The organism is Rhodanobacter sp. ANJX3, assembly GCF_014200755.1.
GTDB lineage: Bacteria > Pseudomonadota > Gammaproteobacteria > Xanthomonadales > Rhodanobacteraceae > Rhodanobacter.
The window spans coordinates 446,047-461,913 of record NZ_JACHCM010000003.1 but is presented as its reverse complement, the minus strand read 5'-3'; the positions used below and the strand labels follow the sequence as shown (position 1 = coordinate 461,913).

Sequence of the window (15,867 nt, the reverse complement as noted above, 5' to 3'; positions counted from 1 at the left end):
CCAGCGATACAGAACTCATCAGTGCAGGACCGATGAGTTCAGGCCGTTTCCCCGCTGCTGGGCTAGGTACCGCAGCGGGTGCTACCCATCGAGGCAGCCGGCAGTCGAGTCATGGACGCGCGACCTGGCGGCGGGCGTTCAACCGGCCTTGTCGCCGGCCCGATGGGCGATCCATGCACCGGCCACGGCCGAGAAATACGGAATCGACTGCGCGCACAGGATGAAGATCCACAGCTTGCCTTCGATGAGATGCGAGGCGTAGCCCATGGCGATGCCGACCACGCACATGCTGATGGCGAAGGCCATCATCATTTCCTCGCGCACCGGTGCAAACGCCGCGAAGCTCGATTCGCCCAGGCGCCGACTCTTTGCGGTCACCACGAAGGAGGTTTTTTCGCGCGTGAGACCGTGCAGGATGCCGCGCGCGATCGCATGGCTCAGGCCCATGCTGGCCAGCGAGGCCATCAGCGTGTCGTACCAGCTGCAAGGAACGCGAGCGCGATACAACACGATGCCGAAGATCGCCTTGGCGAAGAAGAAGCCGATGATCGGAATCAGGAACAGCTGCATCGGCAGGCTGAACAGTTCGGGGAAAGCGACCATGCCGGCGGTCCAGAAAATCGCCATCAGGCTGAAAAGCAGATGCAGCGCATCGGCGAACCAGCTGAACCAGCCGGTGAGGAAGTGGAAGCGCTGACCGCCAGACAGGGGGCCCGGCTTGGTCATCCAGCGCCAGCGGCCCTTGAGGATCTGCATCGCGCCGAAGGCCCAGCGGTAGCGCTGGCTCTTGTACGCCTTGAAGTCGGCCGGGGTCAGACCCTTGCCCATCAGCTCGTCGACGTAGACCAGGTCGTAGCCGGAGTGCATCAGGCGCAGGCCGAGCTCGGCGTCCTCGCAGATCGTCCATTCCGACCAGCCGCCGGTGCCTTCCAGCGCCGAACGTCGCACCATGGTCATGGTGCCGTGCTGGATGATCGCGTTGCGCTCGTTGCGGTGATGCATGCCGATGCGGAAGAAGCCATCGTATTCCCACGCGGTCATGCGGCGGAACGTATTGTTCTCGAACTCGCGATGCGCCTGCGGGCACTGCACCACGGCGACCTTTGGATCGTGAAAGTGGCCGGTGAGCGTGGCCAGCCAGTCGCTGCGCACCTCGTAGTCGGCGTCGATCACCGCCACCACGTCGGCGGCGGGGTCGGTTTCCTTCAGGCCGAAGTTCAGCGCGCCGGCTTTGAAGCCTGGCCACGGTTCCAGATGGAAGAAGCGGAAGCGCTTGCCGAGCTGCTCGCAGTACGCCTGCACCGGTTTCCACACGTCCGGATTCTTGGTGTTGTTGTCGATCACCAGCACTTCGAAGTTGGCGTAGTCGAGCGCGGCCAGCGAATCGAGCGTGATGATGACCATCTCCGGCGGCTCGTTGTAACAGGCCAGATGGATCGACACGAACGGCTGCTTTTCCGGGCGATCCGGCCGCAGCATGCCGGCACTGCGCACCCACTGGCGGCGCCACAGCACTTCGGTGAATTCGAAGCCGTTGATCAGCAAAATGGCCAGGATCGCGATCTGCGCCGGGAACAGCAGGGCCAGCATGGTCCAGTCGATCCAGCTCAGATAGAAGTTGAACGGCAGCGTCGCCGACCAGGTCAGCAGCCCGCAGGCCAGCTGGATCAAGGCGCAGAAAAACAGCCGGCCCATCGGCTTGAAGCGGCTGAAGCGACGGGCGAACCAGATCATCGGCAGCAGTGCCAAAAGGCTCGCAGCCAGCGCCTTCCACGGCCAGCTGGTGTCCTCGATGATCGGGCCGGTCAGGGGGAACTTCAGTTGGCGATCGGCGTTGAACACGCCCCAGTAGGCGCCGGTGCGGCCTTCACCGAGATTTTCTTTCCACGGCTGGTCGAAGGCTTCGAACAGGTAGTAGTCGATGTTCTCTTTCTTGGCCTCGTTCAGCCACAGGCGGTCGAAGATCGCCTCGTTGGAGATCGACGGATAGGACTGCTTCTGGCGATCGCCGGCGGACGGCCAGCCGATTTCGCCGACCACGATGTGCTTGTTCGGAAAGCGCTGCTGGATCGCGTGATAGGCGCCGAGCGCCTGCCCAACCGCGTCGGACTGGCCGTCTTCACCGCTGGATACGGTCACGCCGTTCCAGAACGGGAACAGATGGATGGTGATGAAGTCGACGTGGTCGGCCAGCTCGGGATACTTCAGCCAGATGTAGTCGGGTTCGGCGATGGATACCGGCTGGTGCAGCGCGGCGCGCACCCGGTCGGCATAGGCCATCATCTGTTCGGGCGTAAGGTCGTTTCGGAACAGAACTTCGTTGCCCACGATGACCCGATCGATCGTACCCGGGTAGCGGCGGGCCTGGGCAATCAGCGCGTCGATCTCTTTCTCGTTACCGTCCAGACCTTTCAGAATCTGTGCGCCGGCCATCACCTTAAGACCCTGCTTTTCGGCCAGTCGAGTGACCTGCGGGTTCTCGACCATCGAGTAGGTCGCGATGCGCGAGGTGTAGTGGCTGAGCAGCTTCAGATCGTTATCGATCTGCTCGTCGCTGGGAAAGTCGTGGTTGAACGGGCTCTGATAGCGCTGGAAGCCGGAGTAAGAGAAACCGCCGATCTGACCATGCCAGTCGCCCGGCCCGTTGGGCAGGTTGCCCCACCACCACAAGCCGATATTCAGGGCGGCCACGACCAGCGCAATCGCCAGGGCGGAGAGAAGCGGGTACTTGCTGTCTTGGTTTGCTGCCGTGGCGCTCAAAAAAATTCCCGAAAAAGCCTGCGTTGAAGCGCATAAGCTCAGGAAGCTTAACCAATACCGGGAGGTAGGCTCAACCAAGCTTGTCTAAGATGGTCAGCGCGAGGTCAGGACGGGTCGGGAAAGAGCCGTAGCAGCCGTGCCCCCCGCGGGCGCCGTCGGCGGCGGACATGAAAAACGGCGCCATCGCATGATGGCGCCGTTCTGTGGCTAAGCGAGAGCTGTGTCGGCTGTTTATTTCAGCAGTGAGCGCAGCATCCAGGCGGTTTTCTCGTGCTCTTTCAGGCGGCCAGTGACCATGTCGGCCGTGCCCTCGTCGCCGGGGCCATCGGCGGCCTTGATGGTCTCGCGAGCGGTGTGCGCGGCGATCTCGTGGCCCTCGACGAGCTGGGCGACCATCTCCTTCCAGTCCGGCACGCCGGCCTCTTCCTTGATCGAGGTGAGCTTGCCGAACTGGCTGTAGGAGCCCGGCGCGGCCACGTCGAGCGTGCGGATGCGCTCGGCGACTTCGTCGGCGGCCAGCCACAGCTCGTTGTATTGCACTTCGAACATGGCGTGCAGCGAGTTGAACTGCGGGCCGGTGACGTTCCAGTGGAAGCTGTGGGTCTTCAGATAGAGCGAGTACGTATCGGCCAGCAGCTTGGACAGGTGCTTGGCGATCGCTTCGCGATCTTTTTTGTCGATACCTATGGAAATGGCCATGTGTTGCTCCTTCCGATGTGAAATCTGTAGCGCTCACATTAGCCGCTGCGAGCGCACGAAGGAAATGAATCGTGCCGATGTCGCCGATAGTCACCGGCTATGATGTGCGGCTTCATGAATAACACCGCCAAGCCACAAGCCAACTCTGCTGCCGATAGCCGCCTGCGCGACCTGCGCCGGGCGCTCGACGGCGCAAGCAGCCGCGATTTCGGCCGGCTGCTGGGACGCTGGCGCGGCCTGTCCCGTCGTCCGGATGATGAAAACAGGCTGGCTTCGCTTGCTGCTGATATCGAAGCGTCTGCGGCAAGGCGTCGCGCCCGTGCGGCGGCCAAGCCGGCGATCACGCTGGACGAGTCGCTGCCGATCACTGCGCGCGCTGACGACATCATCGAACTCATCCGCAAACATCAGGTGGTCGTGATCGCCGGCGAGACCGGCTCGGGCAAAACCACCCAGCTGCCCAAGCTGTGTTTGGCCGCTGGCCGCGGCGAGGCGGGCATGATCGGCTGCACCCAGCCGCGCCGGCTGGCCGCACGATCGGTGGCTCGACGTGTGGCCGAGGAGCTGAACACGCCGCTCGGCGAGATCGTCGGCTTCCAGGTGCGCTTCAACGATCAGGTGTCCGAGCGCAGCCTGATCAAGTTCATGACCGACGGCATTCTGCTGGCCGAAACGCAGGGCGATCCCTGGCTCAGCCACTACGACACCATCATCATCGACGAGGCGCACGAGCGCAGCCTCAACATCGATTTTCTGCTGGGCTATCTGAAGCGGCTGGCAAGAAAGCGTCCCGAGCTGAAGATTATCGTCACCTCGGCGACCATCGACACGGCCCGTTTCGCCGAGCATTTCGAGGGTGCGCCGATCGTCTCGGTGGAAGGCCGCGCATTTCCGGTGGAAGTGCGCTGGCGCTCGCTCGATCAGATTGGCGCGGCGTCCGAATCTTCGCGCGGCAGCCGGGACATGCAGCAGGGCAGCGCCGAACATATCGCGGCGGTGCTGGATGAAATCAGCCACGACGATCCGCGCGGCGACGTGCTGGTGTTTCTGCCCGGCGAGCGCGAGATCCGCGACGCGCACCTGCTGCTCTCACGTCGGCAGTATCGAGAAACCGAGATTCTGCCGCTGTACGCGCGGCTGTCGGCGGGTGATCAGGATCGCGTGTTCAAACCCGGCAACAAGCGCCGCGTGGTCCTGGCCACCAACGTAGCCGAAACCTCGTTGACGGTGCCGCGCATCCGCTACGTGATCGATACAGGCACCGCGCGAGTCAAGCGTTACAGCCAGCGCAGCCAGCTCGAGCGGCTGCACGTCGAGCCGATTGCCCAGGCGGCGGCCGACCAGCGCAAGGGCCGCTGCGGCCGCGTGTCGGCCGGCATTTGCTACCGGCTTTACGACGAGGCCGACTTCGCCAGCCGGGCCGAATTTGCCGATCCCGAGCTGCTGCGCTCGTCGCTGGCCAATGTGATTCTGCGCATGCTCGCCCTGCAGCTGGGCGAAGTGGAAGACTTCCCGTTTCTCGACGCCCCCGATCCGCGCGTGGTTACCGACGGCTATCGCCGGCTGGCCGAAATTTCGGCCATCGACGAGTCGCGCAAGCTCACTGCCATCGGCCGCATGCTGGCGAAAATTCCGATCGACGTGCAGCTGGCGCGCATGCTGGTCGAAGGCGAGAAGCTTGGTTCTCTGCGCGACGTGCTGACCATTGTGAGCTTTCTCAGCGTGCAGGATCCGCGCGAGCGCCCGGCCGATGCGCGCCAGCAGGCCGACGCGGCGCACGCGCTGTTTGCCGACCCGAAGTCCGACTTCGTCGGCGTGCTGAATCTGTGGCGCGCCTATCACGACGTGCACGAAGAGCTGACCCAGTCCAAGCTGCGCGACTGGTGCTCGCGCCACTTTCTTAGCTTTATGCGCATGCGCGAGTGGCGCGAGCTGCATCGGCAGCTGTTGCTGGTGATTCAGGAGTTGGGTTGGCGGCAAGGTGGCGCGGCGACCGCCGATGACGTTGCCGCCCGCGCGCCGCGGCAGGAAGCCGGCCAGTCGCAGGCATCGGGACGCCGTCGACACGGCCGGCGCGCGCCGGCCGTGGCCGAAAAGCCCGCGGCGAAAGTCTTTCAGGCACCGGCGCATCATGGTGCAACCGATTCTGCTGGGCAGGACGCCGCCGTGCCGGGTGCCAAGCCGGTCGACAAGGGCGAGGCGCTATTCGAGTCGGTGCATCGCAGCCTGCTTGCGGGGCTGCCGACGCAGGTCGGCCACAAGGACGACAAGGGCGTGTATCGCAGCACGCGCGAAAGAAAGTTTCACGTTTTTCCGGGTTCCTCTTTGTCGAAAGTGCCGCCCGCCTGGATTTTTTCCGCGCAGATCCTGGATGTGGGCGGTCGCGTGTGGGGCATGATGAATGCGCGTATCGAACCGCTGTGGATCGAGCAGCAGGCGGCGCATCTGCTGCGCGCCAGCTGCCGCGACGCGCACTGGTCGAAGAAGCGTGGCTGCGTGGTGGCGTACGAACAGGTCAGCCTGTTCGGGCTGGTGCTGGTCGAGAAGCGGCCGGTGACGTTTCAGCTGCAGGATCCGCCGCTGGCGCACGCGATCTTCCTGCGCGAAGCGCTGACCCGCGGCGATATCGAAAGTCGGGCGGACTTTGTGCGCGCCAACCAGCGCGTGCTCGAGGAAGCCCTCGGCATCGAGGCGAAGCAGCGACGCGAGGGCCTGATCCGGCACGAAGACGATCTGGTCGCTTTCTTTGAAGGCAAAATTCCCGAGGAGATCGCCAGCAGCCGTGCGCTCGACGCGTGGTATCGCAAGGCGCGCCCAGCCGAGCAGGCCGCGCTGCGCTGGTCGCTGGATGATGTGATGGTGGGTGGGCTTGGGCTCGATGCCAGGGCCTTTCCGGCGATGCTGGAGATTCCACCGAAGCGATACCGCCTCGAATACCGCTTCACGCCCGGCGACGAAGCCGATGGCGTCACGCTTCACCTGCCGCTGGCGATGTTGAACGCGCTGCCGACCGCGCGCTGCGAGTGGTTGGTGCCGGGTCTGCTCGGTGAAAAAGTGGCCGAGCTGATCCGCGGCCTGCCCAAACCGCTGCGGCGCAATTTTGTGCCCGCCCCGGATTTTGCGCACGCGTTTATCGAAGCCGAGTCGCCGCGTGATGAGCCGCTGGCGAAAGCGCTGGCGGCATTTCTCAAGCGCGCGACCGGCGTGCAGATCAGTGCTGCTGACTTTGCTGCGGTCGAACTGCCGGCGCATTTCTCGATGCGCTACCGCCTGCACGAAGGCGACGACTCGAAGGGTCGTACCTTGGCGACCAGCCGTGATCTGGTAGCGCTGCGGCGGCAGTGGGAGGGCCAGGCACGCGAGGCATTTTCGCGCAAGACCGATATCGAGCTCACGCGAGAAGAGGTAGCTACCTGGGATTTCGAGGAGATACCGGCGCGCGTGCAGTCCGACGGCGGCCTGATGGCTTTTCCGGCGCTGGTGGATCTCGGCGAAACCGTGGCGCTGCGGGTGTTCGAGCGCAGCGACGAAGCTGCGCAAGCCCATCGACAGGGCGTCATCCGGCTGCTGCGCAATGCGCTGGCCAGCGATGCGAAGCAGGCGCGGCGTCGATTGCCGGTCGGCAATGCGCTGGCGCTCAAATATGCGCCGCTGGCCATGGATGGCCGAGTGCCGCGAGCGCTCCAAAAAGGGACACCCAAAGATCGGGCGCATGATGCGCAGGAGCGGCCGATGGGCGGTGTCGATGGTCTGCGTGAGGATCTGCTCGAAGGTGGCTTCGACGATCTGTTGGCGCGACACGATCTGGACGTCCGAACGGCCGGCGCCTTCGAAGCGCTGCGCACGCAGTGCGCGCGCGAACTGTTCGCCGCCGGCGTCGAGCGACTGAAGCTGGCCGAGCCGATCATCGAGGCGCAGGCCGAGCTCAGGCCATGGCTGCAGCCGCCGTTGCTGGGCTTCGCCAAGGCCAGCTACGACGACCTGCACGAGCAGCTCGACAGTCTGCTCAGCCCGGGCTTTCTGCGCGAGCTGCCGCTGACGCGGCTGCTGCATTTCCCGCGTTATCTCAAAGCGATGCGTCTGCGCGCCGAACGCTTGCAGCAAGACCCGGCCAAGGACCAGCAGCGCCTGCTGCAGGTCCTGCCGTATTGGCGCGAATACTTGAAACATCGTTCCGCCGGCGTCAGCGACACCGATCTTGCCGAACTGCGCTGGCTTATCGAGGAATGGCGCGTGTCGCTGTTCGCGCAGGAGTTGAAAACCGCCGAGCCGGTATCGGCGAAGCGGTTGGCAAAAGCGCTGGCAGCGCTGGACTGATACCTAACTGATATCGAGGCGTGGTTTGGCTTTACTTGACCCGCTCAACGTGTGCATCGTCGTTGCAGCCATTGACGAACATCAACCAGGTACCCATGAGCGATGGCTTGATCTTGACCGAAGGATTGTCCGAAGTCAGGCAGGACGGGCTGTCGCTGCCGACCTGTTTCCAAACCTGGCCATTGTCCAGCGTCAATTCTCTGCCGACAGACCACCCACCGAAATGTCCGACCAGATGCGCGTAAATTTTGCCGCGCTTGCCCTGCTCGGGATAAAAGACCGGCTTGCCGCTTTCGGTGACAACGCGAGTGGTCACCTTGACCTTGGCATGTGCACTGAGCCAACCGTCCAGATTCTGCAGCTCCTGCGGCGACAGCTTGTCCAGACCGGCGGCCTTGAACTCTTCGGCGCTCATGCGTTGCTGCAGACCGTCGGTCTGCTGGGCGTGTACGGACAGGCAGCACAGGGCGAGAGCTGCCGACAAAAGGGTGAAGCGCAGTCGAATCATCATGGAATGGATCCTTGGATAGCGGACAGGCGTGGGCGAAACAGGCGGGTCTAAAGCATGAGCCGATGTGCGATTCTGCGCGGTAAATCACCCGTAAGCCAAGCGTCGACACAGAATGTCTTCGCGAGATGGGGCGAACGTGCGGCCCATCCTGTCGACCAACGGCTAATATGCTTACCTAGCTCAAGGACTTATCGTTTCGTGCCGTCAGTCGTCAAACCCTCCAGCCTGCAGCACTGGCGCGATCGCGCCGGCCAGCTGTCGCCCGCGATGGCGGCAGCGTTGGATGCCTGCTCGTCGCAGCACTTGCCCGAAGTGGAATGCTGCGACGTGCTGGACCTGCTCGAGCTACTGGGCTGCGATGCGCAGACCCAGGCGGCTGCACTGTGGTTCGAGCTGGCGCGCGCAGCGCCGGCGGCATGGAAGGCGCAGAGCGTTACGTTGCCGGCAGAACTGAAGCGGCTGGTCGACGGCCAGCAGGCGGCAGAACAGGTGTGGGCGTTGCACGCCCAGCATGCGCCGGACAAGGCGACGGAAGGTTTGCGTCGACTGCTGCTGGCGATCGTGCGCGATCTGCGCGTGGTGTTCGTTTTGCTGGCGCGGCAGTTGGCCCGGATGCGCGCCGCGGTGGATCTGCCGGTCGAACAAAGCGCTGCGCTGGCGCGGCTGACCCGCGACATCCATGCGCCGCTGGCCAACCGTCTCGGCATCTGGCAGCTGAAGTGGGAACTGGAGGATCTGGCCTTTCGCTTCCTGCAGCCGGATGTCTACCGGCGCATCGCCAAGCTGCTCGACGAGCGCCGCGGCGATCGCGAAAAGTTCATTCGCGAGGCGCTGACCGAGCTGGGCCAGACGCTGGAGGCCGCAGGCATCCGCGCCGATCTGGCCGGCCGTCCGAAGCACATCTATTCGATCTGGAAAAAGATGCAGCGCAAGTCGCTGGATTTTTCCGACCTGTACGACATCCGCGCGGTGCGCATCCTGGTCGACAGCGTGGCCGACTGCTATGCGGCGCTCGGCCTGGTGCATGCGCGCTGGCCGCACTTGCCCGGCGAGTTCGACGACTACATCGCGCGGCCCAAGGCCAACGGCTACCGCTCGCTGCACACGGCCGTGCTCGGACCAGCCGGCAAGACGCTGGAGGTGCAGATCCGCACGCACGAAATGCATCACGCCAACGAGCTGGGCGTGGCCGCGCACTGGCGTTATAAAGAGGGCGGCAGCAGCGACGTCGAGTTCGAGGCGAAGATCGCCTGGATGCGCAAGCTGCTCGAACCGCGCGGCGAAGACGACAGCGCGCTGGCCGCCGACCTGCACAGCGAGCTGCTCGAAGACCGCGTCTACCTGCTGACGCCCAAAGGCGAGATTTTCGATCTGGCGCACGGCGCGACGGTGCTGGATTTCGCGTACCTCGTGCATACCGAAGTCGGCCATCGTTGCCGCGGCGCCAAGGTCAACGGCCGCATCGTGCCGCTGACGTTTCAGCCGCAGAGCGGCGATCGGGTCGAAATACTGACCACCAAACTGGGCGAGCCCAGCCGCGACTGGCTGTCGCCGCATCACGGCTATCTCACCACGGCGCGGGCGAAGGACAAGGTGCGGGCGTGGTTCCGGCGCATCGCGCATGACGCCAACGTTGCCGTGGGCCGCACGATGTTCGAGCGCGAAATGAAGCGGCTGGCGCTGCCGAGCATGGATATCGCCAAGCTGCCGGCGCACTTTCATCTGAAGAATCACGAGGAGCTGCTGGTCGCGCTGGCGCTCGGCGAACTGCTGCCCGGGCAGATTTCGCGCGTACTGCAGGAAGCCGCGCAGCCGCCGGCGGCGCCTGTCGCGCCGGCGCCGGCATACGTCGCGCGGCCGTCATCGCTCGATCACAGCGCGCTGAGCATCGAAGGCGTCGGCAACCTGCTCACCACGCTGGCGCGCTGCTGCCAACCGCTGCCTGGCGATGCGGTGCGCGGCTTCGTCACCAAGGGTCGCGGCGTGTCCGTGCATCGCGCCGACTGTGCCAGCCTGGCGCGGCTGATGCGCACCGATCCGGATCGGGTCATCGAGGTGAGCTGGGGCAACGCGGCCAACCAGGCCTACGAGATCGACATCGAAGTGCGCGGTTACGACCGCAAGGGTCTGCAAAAGGACGTGACCGGCATCATCAGCAATACCAATGCGCACATCATCGCCTCGTCCAGCCGTCTGTTCGCCCACACCGGCGAAGTGGAAATGCGCTACACCCTGCGCGTGCGCGACTTCGAACAGCTATCCACCCTGCTGAGCAAACTGACCGTGCTGCCCAATGTGGTCGACGCGCGCCGGCTGGGCACGGCCTAGCGCAGGGCCATTGCTGCGCGCCGTTGCGGCCGTGTCGAAAGCCCTTGCCGCGCAAGCTGAACGTGCGATTTTTCGAGCCGAAGCAGGCCCGCGGCGCGATGCTAAGCTGCCGCCATTCATTGGAAACCCCGGAACCATGAGCGGACGTCGAGACCAGCACGAAGCCGATCCCCATCGCCGCACCGAGCCCACGCTCGGCGACATCGATCACCTGGATTCGCCGCGCGGCCCGGCCAGCGACGGTCTGCCGCAGGTCAAGGTCGAAGCGCGCAGCGCGCGGCCTGGCGGCGGCCCGCCAGCACGCTCGCGTAACCGACCCGGGGGCAGGCGCGGCTGGCTGTTGCCGGTGCTGCTATTGGCACTTATCGCCGTCATTGCCACGGCGTGGCTCAACCAAGGCTGGCTGCGCGGCAAACTGCCCAATACCGAACTCAACGATGTATTGAGCCGTGCGCAGCAGGCGCTGCAGGCCGGCCATCTGGACGGCCAAGACGGCACCAGCGCGCGCGAACTTTTCCAGTCGGCGATCGCGCTGCAGCCGGATAACGATCGCGCCACCGACGGCTTGCGCCAGGTCGGGCAGGCCGAGCTGGCGCAAGCCGATGCCGCGCTGCAGGCCGGCCATCTAGATCAGGCCGCGCAGCAGGCCGCATCGGCTCGCGATCTGCTGGGTGGCGGCAGCGACGTCGACCGGCTCGATGCGCAGATCGTGCAGGCGCGCGCAGCGCAGGATTCATCGCAGGTGAAAACCGTCGACCTGGTCGATCAGGCGCAGCAGGCGCTGGCCGACGGCAAGCTCGAAGGGCCGCACGGCGCCGGTGCGTTGTACAAGCAGATGCTGCAGGCCGACCCGAACAACGCGGTGGCTGCGCACGGGCTCGATCAGGTCGGTGACGCCCTCGCGGTGCAGGCGCACAAGGCGTTCGACGCCAACGACAGCACCACCGCCAATGCGTTGGTCGAAGAACTGGCTGCACTGCAGCCGAACAGCGGCGCGCTGCCGGCGTTGCGCGCGCAGCAGGCGCAGACGCGCAAGCAGGACGACAGCGCACTGGACACCGAACTCAAGCAGGGCGCCGACGCGTTTCGCGCCGGCCGCATCGTGGGCCAGGGCGACGACACCGCGCTGGCGCATTACAAGGCGGCACTAGCGATCGATCTGGACAATGCCGAGGCGCACGCGGGACTGGGCAAGGTGGCGCAGGCGCTGACCGTGCAGGCCAGCGCGGCGATCGACGCCGGCGATAGCGCGCAGGCGACCCAGCTGCTCGATCAGGCCGCCGTGCTGGCGCCAAAATCGGCTGACCTCGCGGCGGCGCGCGCGCGCCTCAACGGCGCGTCCGCGCAGGGCGCGCCGCCCCAGGCGGCCGATCCGAATAACGCCTCGCCGGATGATTCTGTCCAGCCGTCCGCGCCGGTCGTGCTTTCGCCGCAGCAAAGCGCCGCCGTTGCGGGTCTGATTAAGCGCGCGCAGGTGGCCGCCGCGCGCGGTGACATCATGCTGCCGCCGGGCAACAGCGCCTACGATTTGTACCGCAACGCGCTGGTGATCGACGGCAGCAACGCGGCCGCGCTGCAGGGTTTGCAGGCGCTGCCGGTGCAGGTTGAAAAACAGTTCAACCAGGCGCTGGCCAACGGCAATCTCGGACAGGCCAGCAATATGCTGGACAACCTTGCCGAGCTGGCACCGGGCGAAGCATCGCAGGGCGCGCTCAGCGATCGCCTGGCCGGCGCATGGCTGGATCAGGCCGAACAGCAGCTGCGCGATGGCGATCGCGTCGGTGCGACGCAGTCGCTCGATCGGGCCCGCAAGCTGTCTCCCAACCAGCCGCGCGTGCTCGATCTAGCCGCGCGTCTGCAGGGCAGTCCGTGAGCCGCGCATGATGCCGGTTTCGAGCCAAAGGAAGTCGCCTTGACCGTATTGGTTCTCGGGGGAAGCAGCCAGATCGGTCATTTTCTGCTGCCGCGCCTACTCGATCGCGGCGAGTTGGTTATCGCGCTGAGCCGGCATCCGCCAGCCGGTGCACCGTCATCGGCGCAGTGGCGGCTCGGTCAGCTGCCCGATGCCGTGCCGGCACTGCCGCCGTTGTCGGCGATCATCAGCTTCGGCCCGCTGCTGGCGCTGGCGCAATGGCTGGCGGACAACCCGCTGATCGGCGCGCCGCGCGTGATCGCCACCAGCTCGATGAGCGCCGAAACCAAGCGCGATTCGAGCGTGCCAGCGGAGCGGGAAATTTCGCGCCAGCTGCGCGACGGCGAGACCGCGTTGGCGGCGGCGTGCGCGCGTCACGGTTGCAGTTGGACGGTGCTGCGACCCACGCTGATTTACGGCGCCGGCAAGGACAAGAGCCTGACGCCTATGGCGCACCGGGCGATGCGCTATCGGCTGTTTCCACTGCCGTCCGGTCGCGGCCTGCGCCAGCCGGTGCACGCCGACGATATCGCGCAGGCGGTGATCGCCGCGCTGGATTGCCCGGCCTCGGGCGGGCGCATTCTTTCGATCGGCGGCGGCGAGCGGCTGACTGCGGGCGAAATGTTTGCCCGCGTGCATCGCAGTCTGCCGTGCGCCACGTTGCCGTTGCCGCTGCCGGCGTGGCTGTTGCGGCTGGGTCGCCACGGCGTGCCGCGACTTCGCGGTCCCCTGCATCGGCTCGACGCCGATCTGATTGCCGACAACGGCGAACTGCAGCGCCTGCTCGGCATCAATCCGCGACCGTTTCGCCCCGACGCCTCGGTCTGGATGCCAACGCGTCGCTGAGCGCGCAGATTTGAATGTGTAAAGGCCCTTCACGGATTGCCCGCAAATTGCCTGCAAAGCGGCTGCTGCGTTCATGGGCGCGCGAGGATGCAGGCCTTATGATCGGCGCACCTGATTGCCGGATTTCCCCACGTTGGATTTTTTGAATCGTCTTGGCGCGTTCGCGCGCCGCTGCTGGCCCTGGCTGCGGATTCCTGTTTGGGTCGGTATGGGTCTGTTGTTCGGCTTCGTGCTGCCGTACACGCTGATCCTCAACAAGCGCGTGCAGGATCGCTTCAACGATCTGGTGTTCGCCGTGCCCACGCGTGTCTATGCCCGTCCGCTGGCGCTGGCTGTCGGCACGCCGATGACGCCCGCTGCGCTGGAGCTGGAGCTGACCTTTTCCGGCTACAGCCGCGACGGCGGTCAAATCGCCGGCAGCTGGAGTAAGCGGGGGGCCACGTACGTCATTTCCTCGCGCGGCTATGCCGGCCCGGACGGGGGCGAACTGCCCAAGCGCGTGGAGGTGACGCTGGGCAACGGCAGCGTGCAGCAGGTGCGCGACGCCGTTACCAAGGACGCGATTCCGCTGGCGCATCTGGACCCTGCACGTATAGCTACGCTCTACGGAGCCAAGCAGGAAGAACGTCGCTTTGTACAGCTGGCCGACGTGCCGCCGCTACTGCTCAGTGGACTGCAGGCGGTCGAGGATCGCGACTTCAAGCATCACATCGGCATCGATTTCAGCGCGATTGCGCGTGCGATGTTTGCCAATATGCGCGCCGGCCACACGGTGCAGGGTGGCTCGACGCTGACCCAGCAGCTGGTGCGCAACTTGTTTCTCACGCGCGATCAGAACTTCACCCGTAAATTCAACGAAGCGCTGATGTCGCTGCTGCTCGAAGCGCATTACAGCAAGGGCCGCATCCTTGAGGCCTACGTCAACGACGTGTTCCTCGGCCAGCAGGGCGATCAGGCGGTGCATGGTTTTGCCGCGGCGGCGGAGTTCTACTTCGGTCGCCGAATGGAAGATCTGCGCCCGCAGGAAATCGCCCTGCTGGTGGGCATGGTCAAAGGGCCGAGCTACTACGATCCGCGACGTTCGCCCGAACGCGCGTTGGCGCGGCGCAATCTGGTGATCCAGGAATTCGCCAATACCGGCCTGCTGACGGCGGCGCAGACCAATGCCGCACAGGCCTCGCCGCTGGGCGTGATCAGCGACGGCCAGCTGCCGCACAACCGCTTCCCGGCGTTTATGGAGCTGGTGCGCTCGCAGATCACCGCCGACTTCGACGAGCAGTCGTTGCGCGACGGCAACCTGTCGATCTTCACCACGCTCGATCCGACGGCGCAGCTGTATGCCGAGCAGGCGATCACCACTGCGCTGAAAGGTCTGGGCAAGCGCGCGAACGAGGTGCAGGCCGCCGGTGTAGTGACCGATGCACCTACCGGTAGCGTGCTCGCCGTCGTCGGCAGCCGCACGCCTGGCGAGCAGGGCTTCAATCGCGCCATCGATGCGCGGCGTCCGATCGGTTCGCTGGTCAAGCCCTTCGTCTATCTGGTGGCGCTGACCCAGCCCGATCGCTGGAACCTGGCGACGCTGCTCGACGACAGCCCGGTCAGCCTGCGTCAGCCCGACGGCAGCTACTGGGAGCCGCACAACGACGACAACCAGAGCCACGGGCAGCTGCCGATGGTCGATGCGCTGGCGCATTCGTGGAATCTCGCAACGATCCATCTCGGCCTCGCCGTGGGCCTGCCGCGGATCCAGGCGTTCCTGAAATCGTTCGGACTGGAAAACGTCAACCCGAGTCCTTCATTGCTGATCGGTGCACTGGATCTCTCGCCGCTGCAGGTGGCGCAGATGTACCAATACCTCGCCGCCGACGGCCACGCGCTGCCGCTGGTGGCGGTGCGCGGTGTGGTCAATGGCAGCGGTCAGACGATCAAGCGCTATCAGGTGCAGACGGGCCAGGGCGAGTATCAGGATGCGGTGCGCCTGACCACGTGGGCGCTGCAGCAGGTCACACTATTCGGCACCGCGCATTCGATCGGTGACTCCGACCTGGCGCGCCTCGATGCGGCCGGCAAAACCGGCACCAGCAACGACATGCGCGACAGTTGGTTCGCCGGCTACACCGGCCAGCATCTGGCGGTGTTCTGGATGGGCCGCGACGACAACAAGCCGACCGTGCTCTTCGGCGCTACCGGTGCCCTGCGCGCGTGGCGCGAACTGTTCGAGAAACTGCCGACCAAGCCGCTGTCGACGACGCCGGCACCGGGCCTCGAGCTGGCATGGATCAATCCGGCCGACGGCAAGCCGACGCAGTCCTCGTGCCAGGGCGCGCGTCAGTTCGAGGTGGTGGCGGGCTCGCTGCCTGCGGACACCGAGGGCTGTTTCTGGCAAGGTGTGAAAAGCCTGTTCGGCGGAAGCGATCAGCCTGCCGCCGCGGGTAGCGCGCAGTCGCCGCAACCCAACCCCGATACACCGCCCGATAACACGCTCCGGAATTGA

At 65.3% G+C, this 15,867-nt stretch carries 8 protein-coding genes; 5 read left to right on the top strand and 3 right to left on the bottom strand.

The window, feature by feature from the left end; all coding sequences use genetic code 11:
* Nucleotides 1–138 precede the first annotated feature (138 nt).
* Together HDE76_RS10640 and HDE76_RS10635 are read right to left on the bottom strand one after the other, a co-directional pair.
* Nucleotides 139–2,760, bottom strand: coding sequence for a glycosyltransferase family 2 protein (locus tag HDE76_RS10640; protein ID WP_179477677.1), 2,622 nt, complete (start codon nt 2,758–2,760; stop codon nt 139–141).
* Between the two features lie 231 nt (nt 2,761–2,991).
* Nucleotides 2,992–3,459 carry a Dps family protein gene (locus HDE76_RS10635; RefSeq protein WP_179477676.1) on the bottom strand — a complete coding sequence of 156 codons (468 nt, stop codon included), beginning with the start codon at nt 3,457–3,459 and terminating at the stop codon, nt 2,992–2,994.
* Between the two features lie 114 nt (nt 3,460–3,573).
* On the opposite strand from HDE76_RS10635, the gene hrpA reads away from it, so the two are divergent.
* Nucleotides 3,574–7,776: an ATP-dependent RNA helicase HrpA gene (gene hrpA, locus HDE76_RS10630; RefSeq protein ID WP_184507259.1), complete on the top strand. Its 4,203-nt coding sequence runs from the start codon at nt 3,574–3,576 to the stop codon at nt 7,774–7,776.
* Nucleotides 7,777–7,807: 31 nt separating this feature from the next.
* On the opposite strand, the gene HDE76_RS10625 is transcribed toward hrpA, so the two are convergent.
* The gene (locus HDE76_RS10625; RefSeq protein ID WP_184507255.1) at nt 7,808–8,287 is read right to left on the bottom strand and encodes a hypothetical protein; all 480 of its coding nucleotides are present in this window, start codon (nt 8,285–8,287) and stop codon (nt 7,808–7,810) included.
* A 198-nt stretch (nt 8,288–8,485) separates the two neighbouring features.
* Between HDE76_RS10625 and HDE76_RS10620 the strand changes: the two genes are divergently transcribed.
* The 4 genes from HDE76_RS10620 to mrcB all read left to right on the top strand — a co-directional run bounded on the left by HDE76_RS10620 (nt 8,486) and on the right by mrcB (nt 15,867).
* Complete coding sequence (locus tag HDE76_RS10620) at nt 8,486–10,615, top strand: bifunctional (p)ppGpp synthetase/guanosine-3',5'-bis(diphosphate) 3'-pyrophosphohydrolase (protein ID WP_184507252.1); 2,130 nt, start codon at nt 8,486–8,488, stop codon at nt 10,613–10,615.
* Between the two features lie 136 nt (nt 10,616–10,751).
* Entirely contained in the window at nt 10,752–12,488 is a 1,737-nt protein-coding gene (locus HDE76_RS10615; protein WP_184507247.1) for a hypothetical protein, read from the top strand.
* Nucleotides 12,489–12,527: 39 nt separating this feature from the next.
* Entirely contained in the window at nt 12,528–13,373 is an 846-nt protein-coding gene (locus HDE76_RS10610; protein WP_184507244.1) for an NAD-dependent epimerase/dehydratase family protein, read from the top strand.
* Between the two features lie 133 nt (nt 13,374–13,506).
* Nucleotides 13,507–15,867 carry a penicillin-binding protein 1B gene (gene mrcB / locus HDE76_RS10605; protein WP_184507241.1) on the top strand — a complete coding sequence of 787 codons (2,361 nt, stop codon included), beginning with the start codon at nt 13,507–13,509 and terminating at the stop codon, nt 15,865–15,867.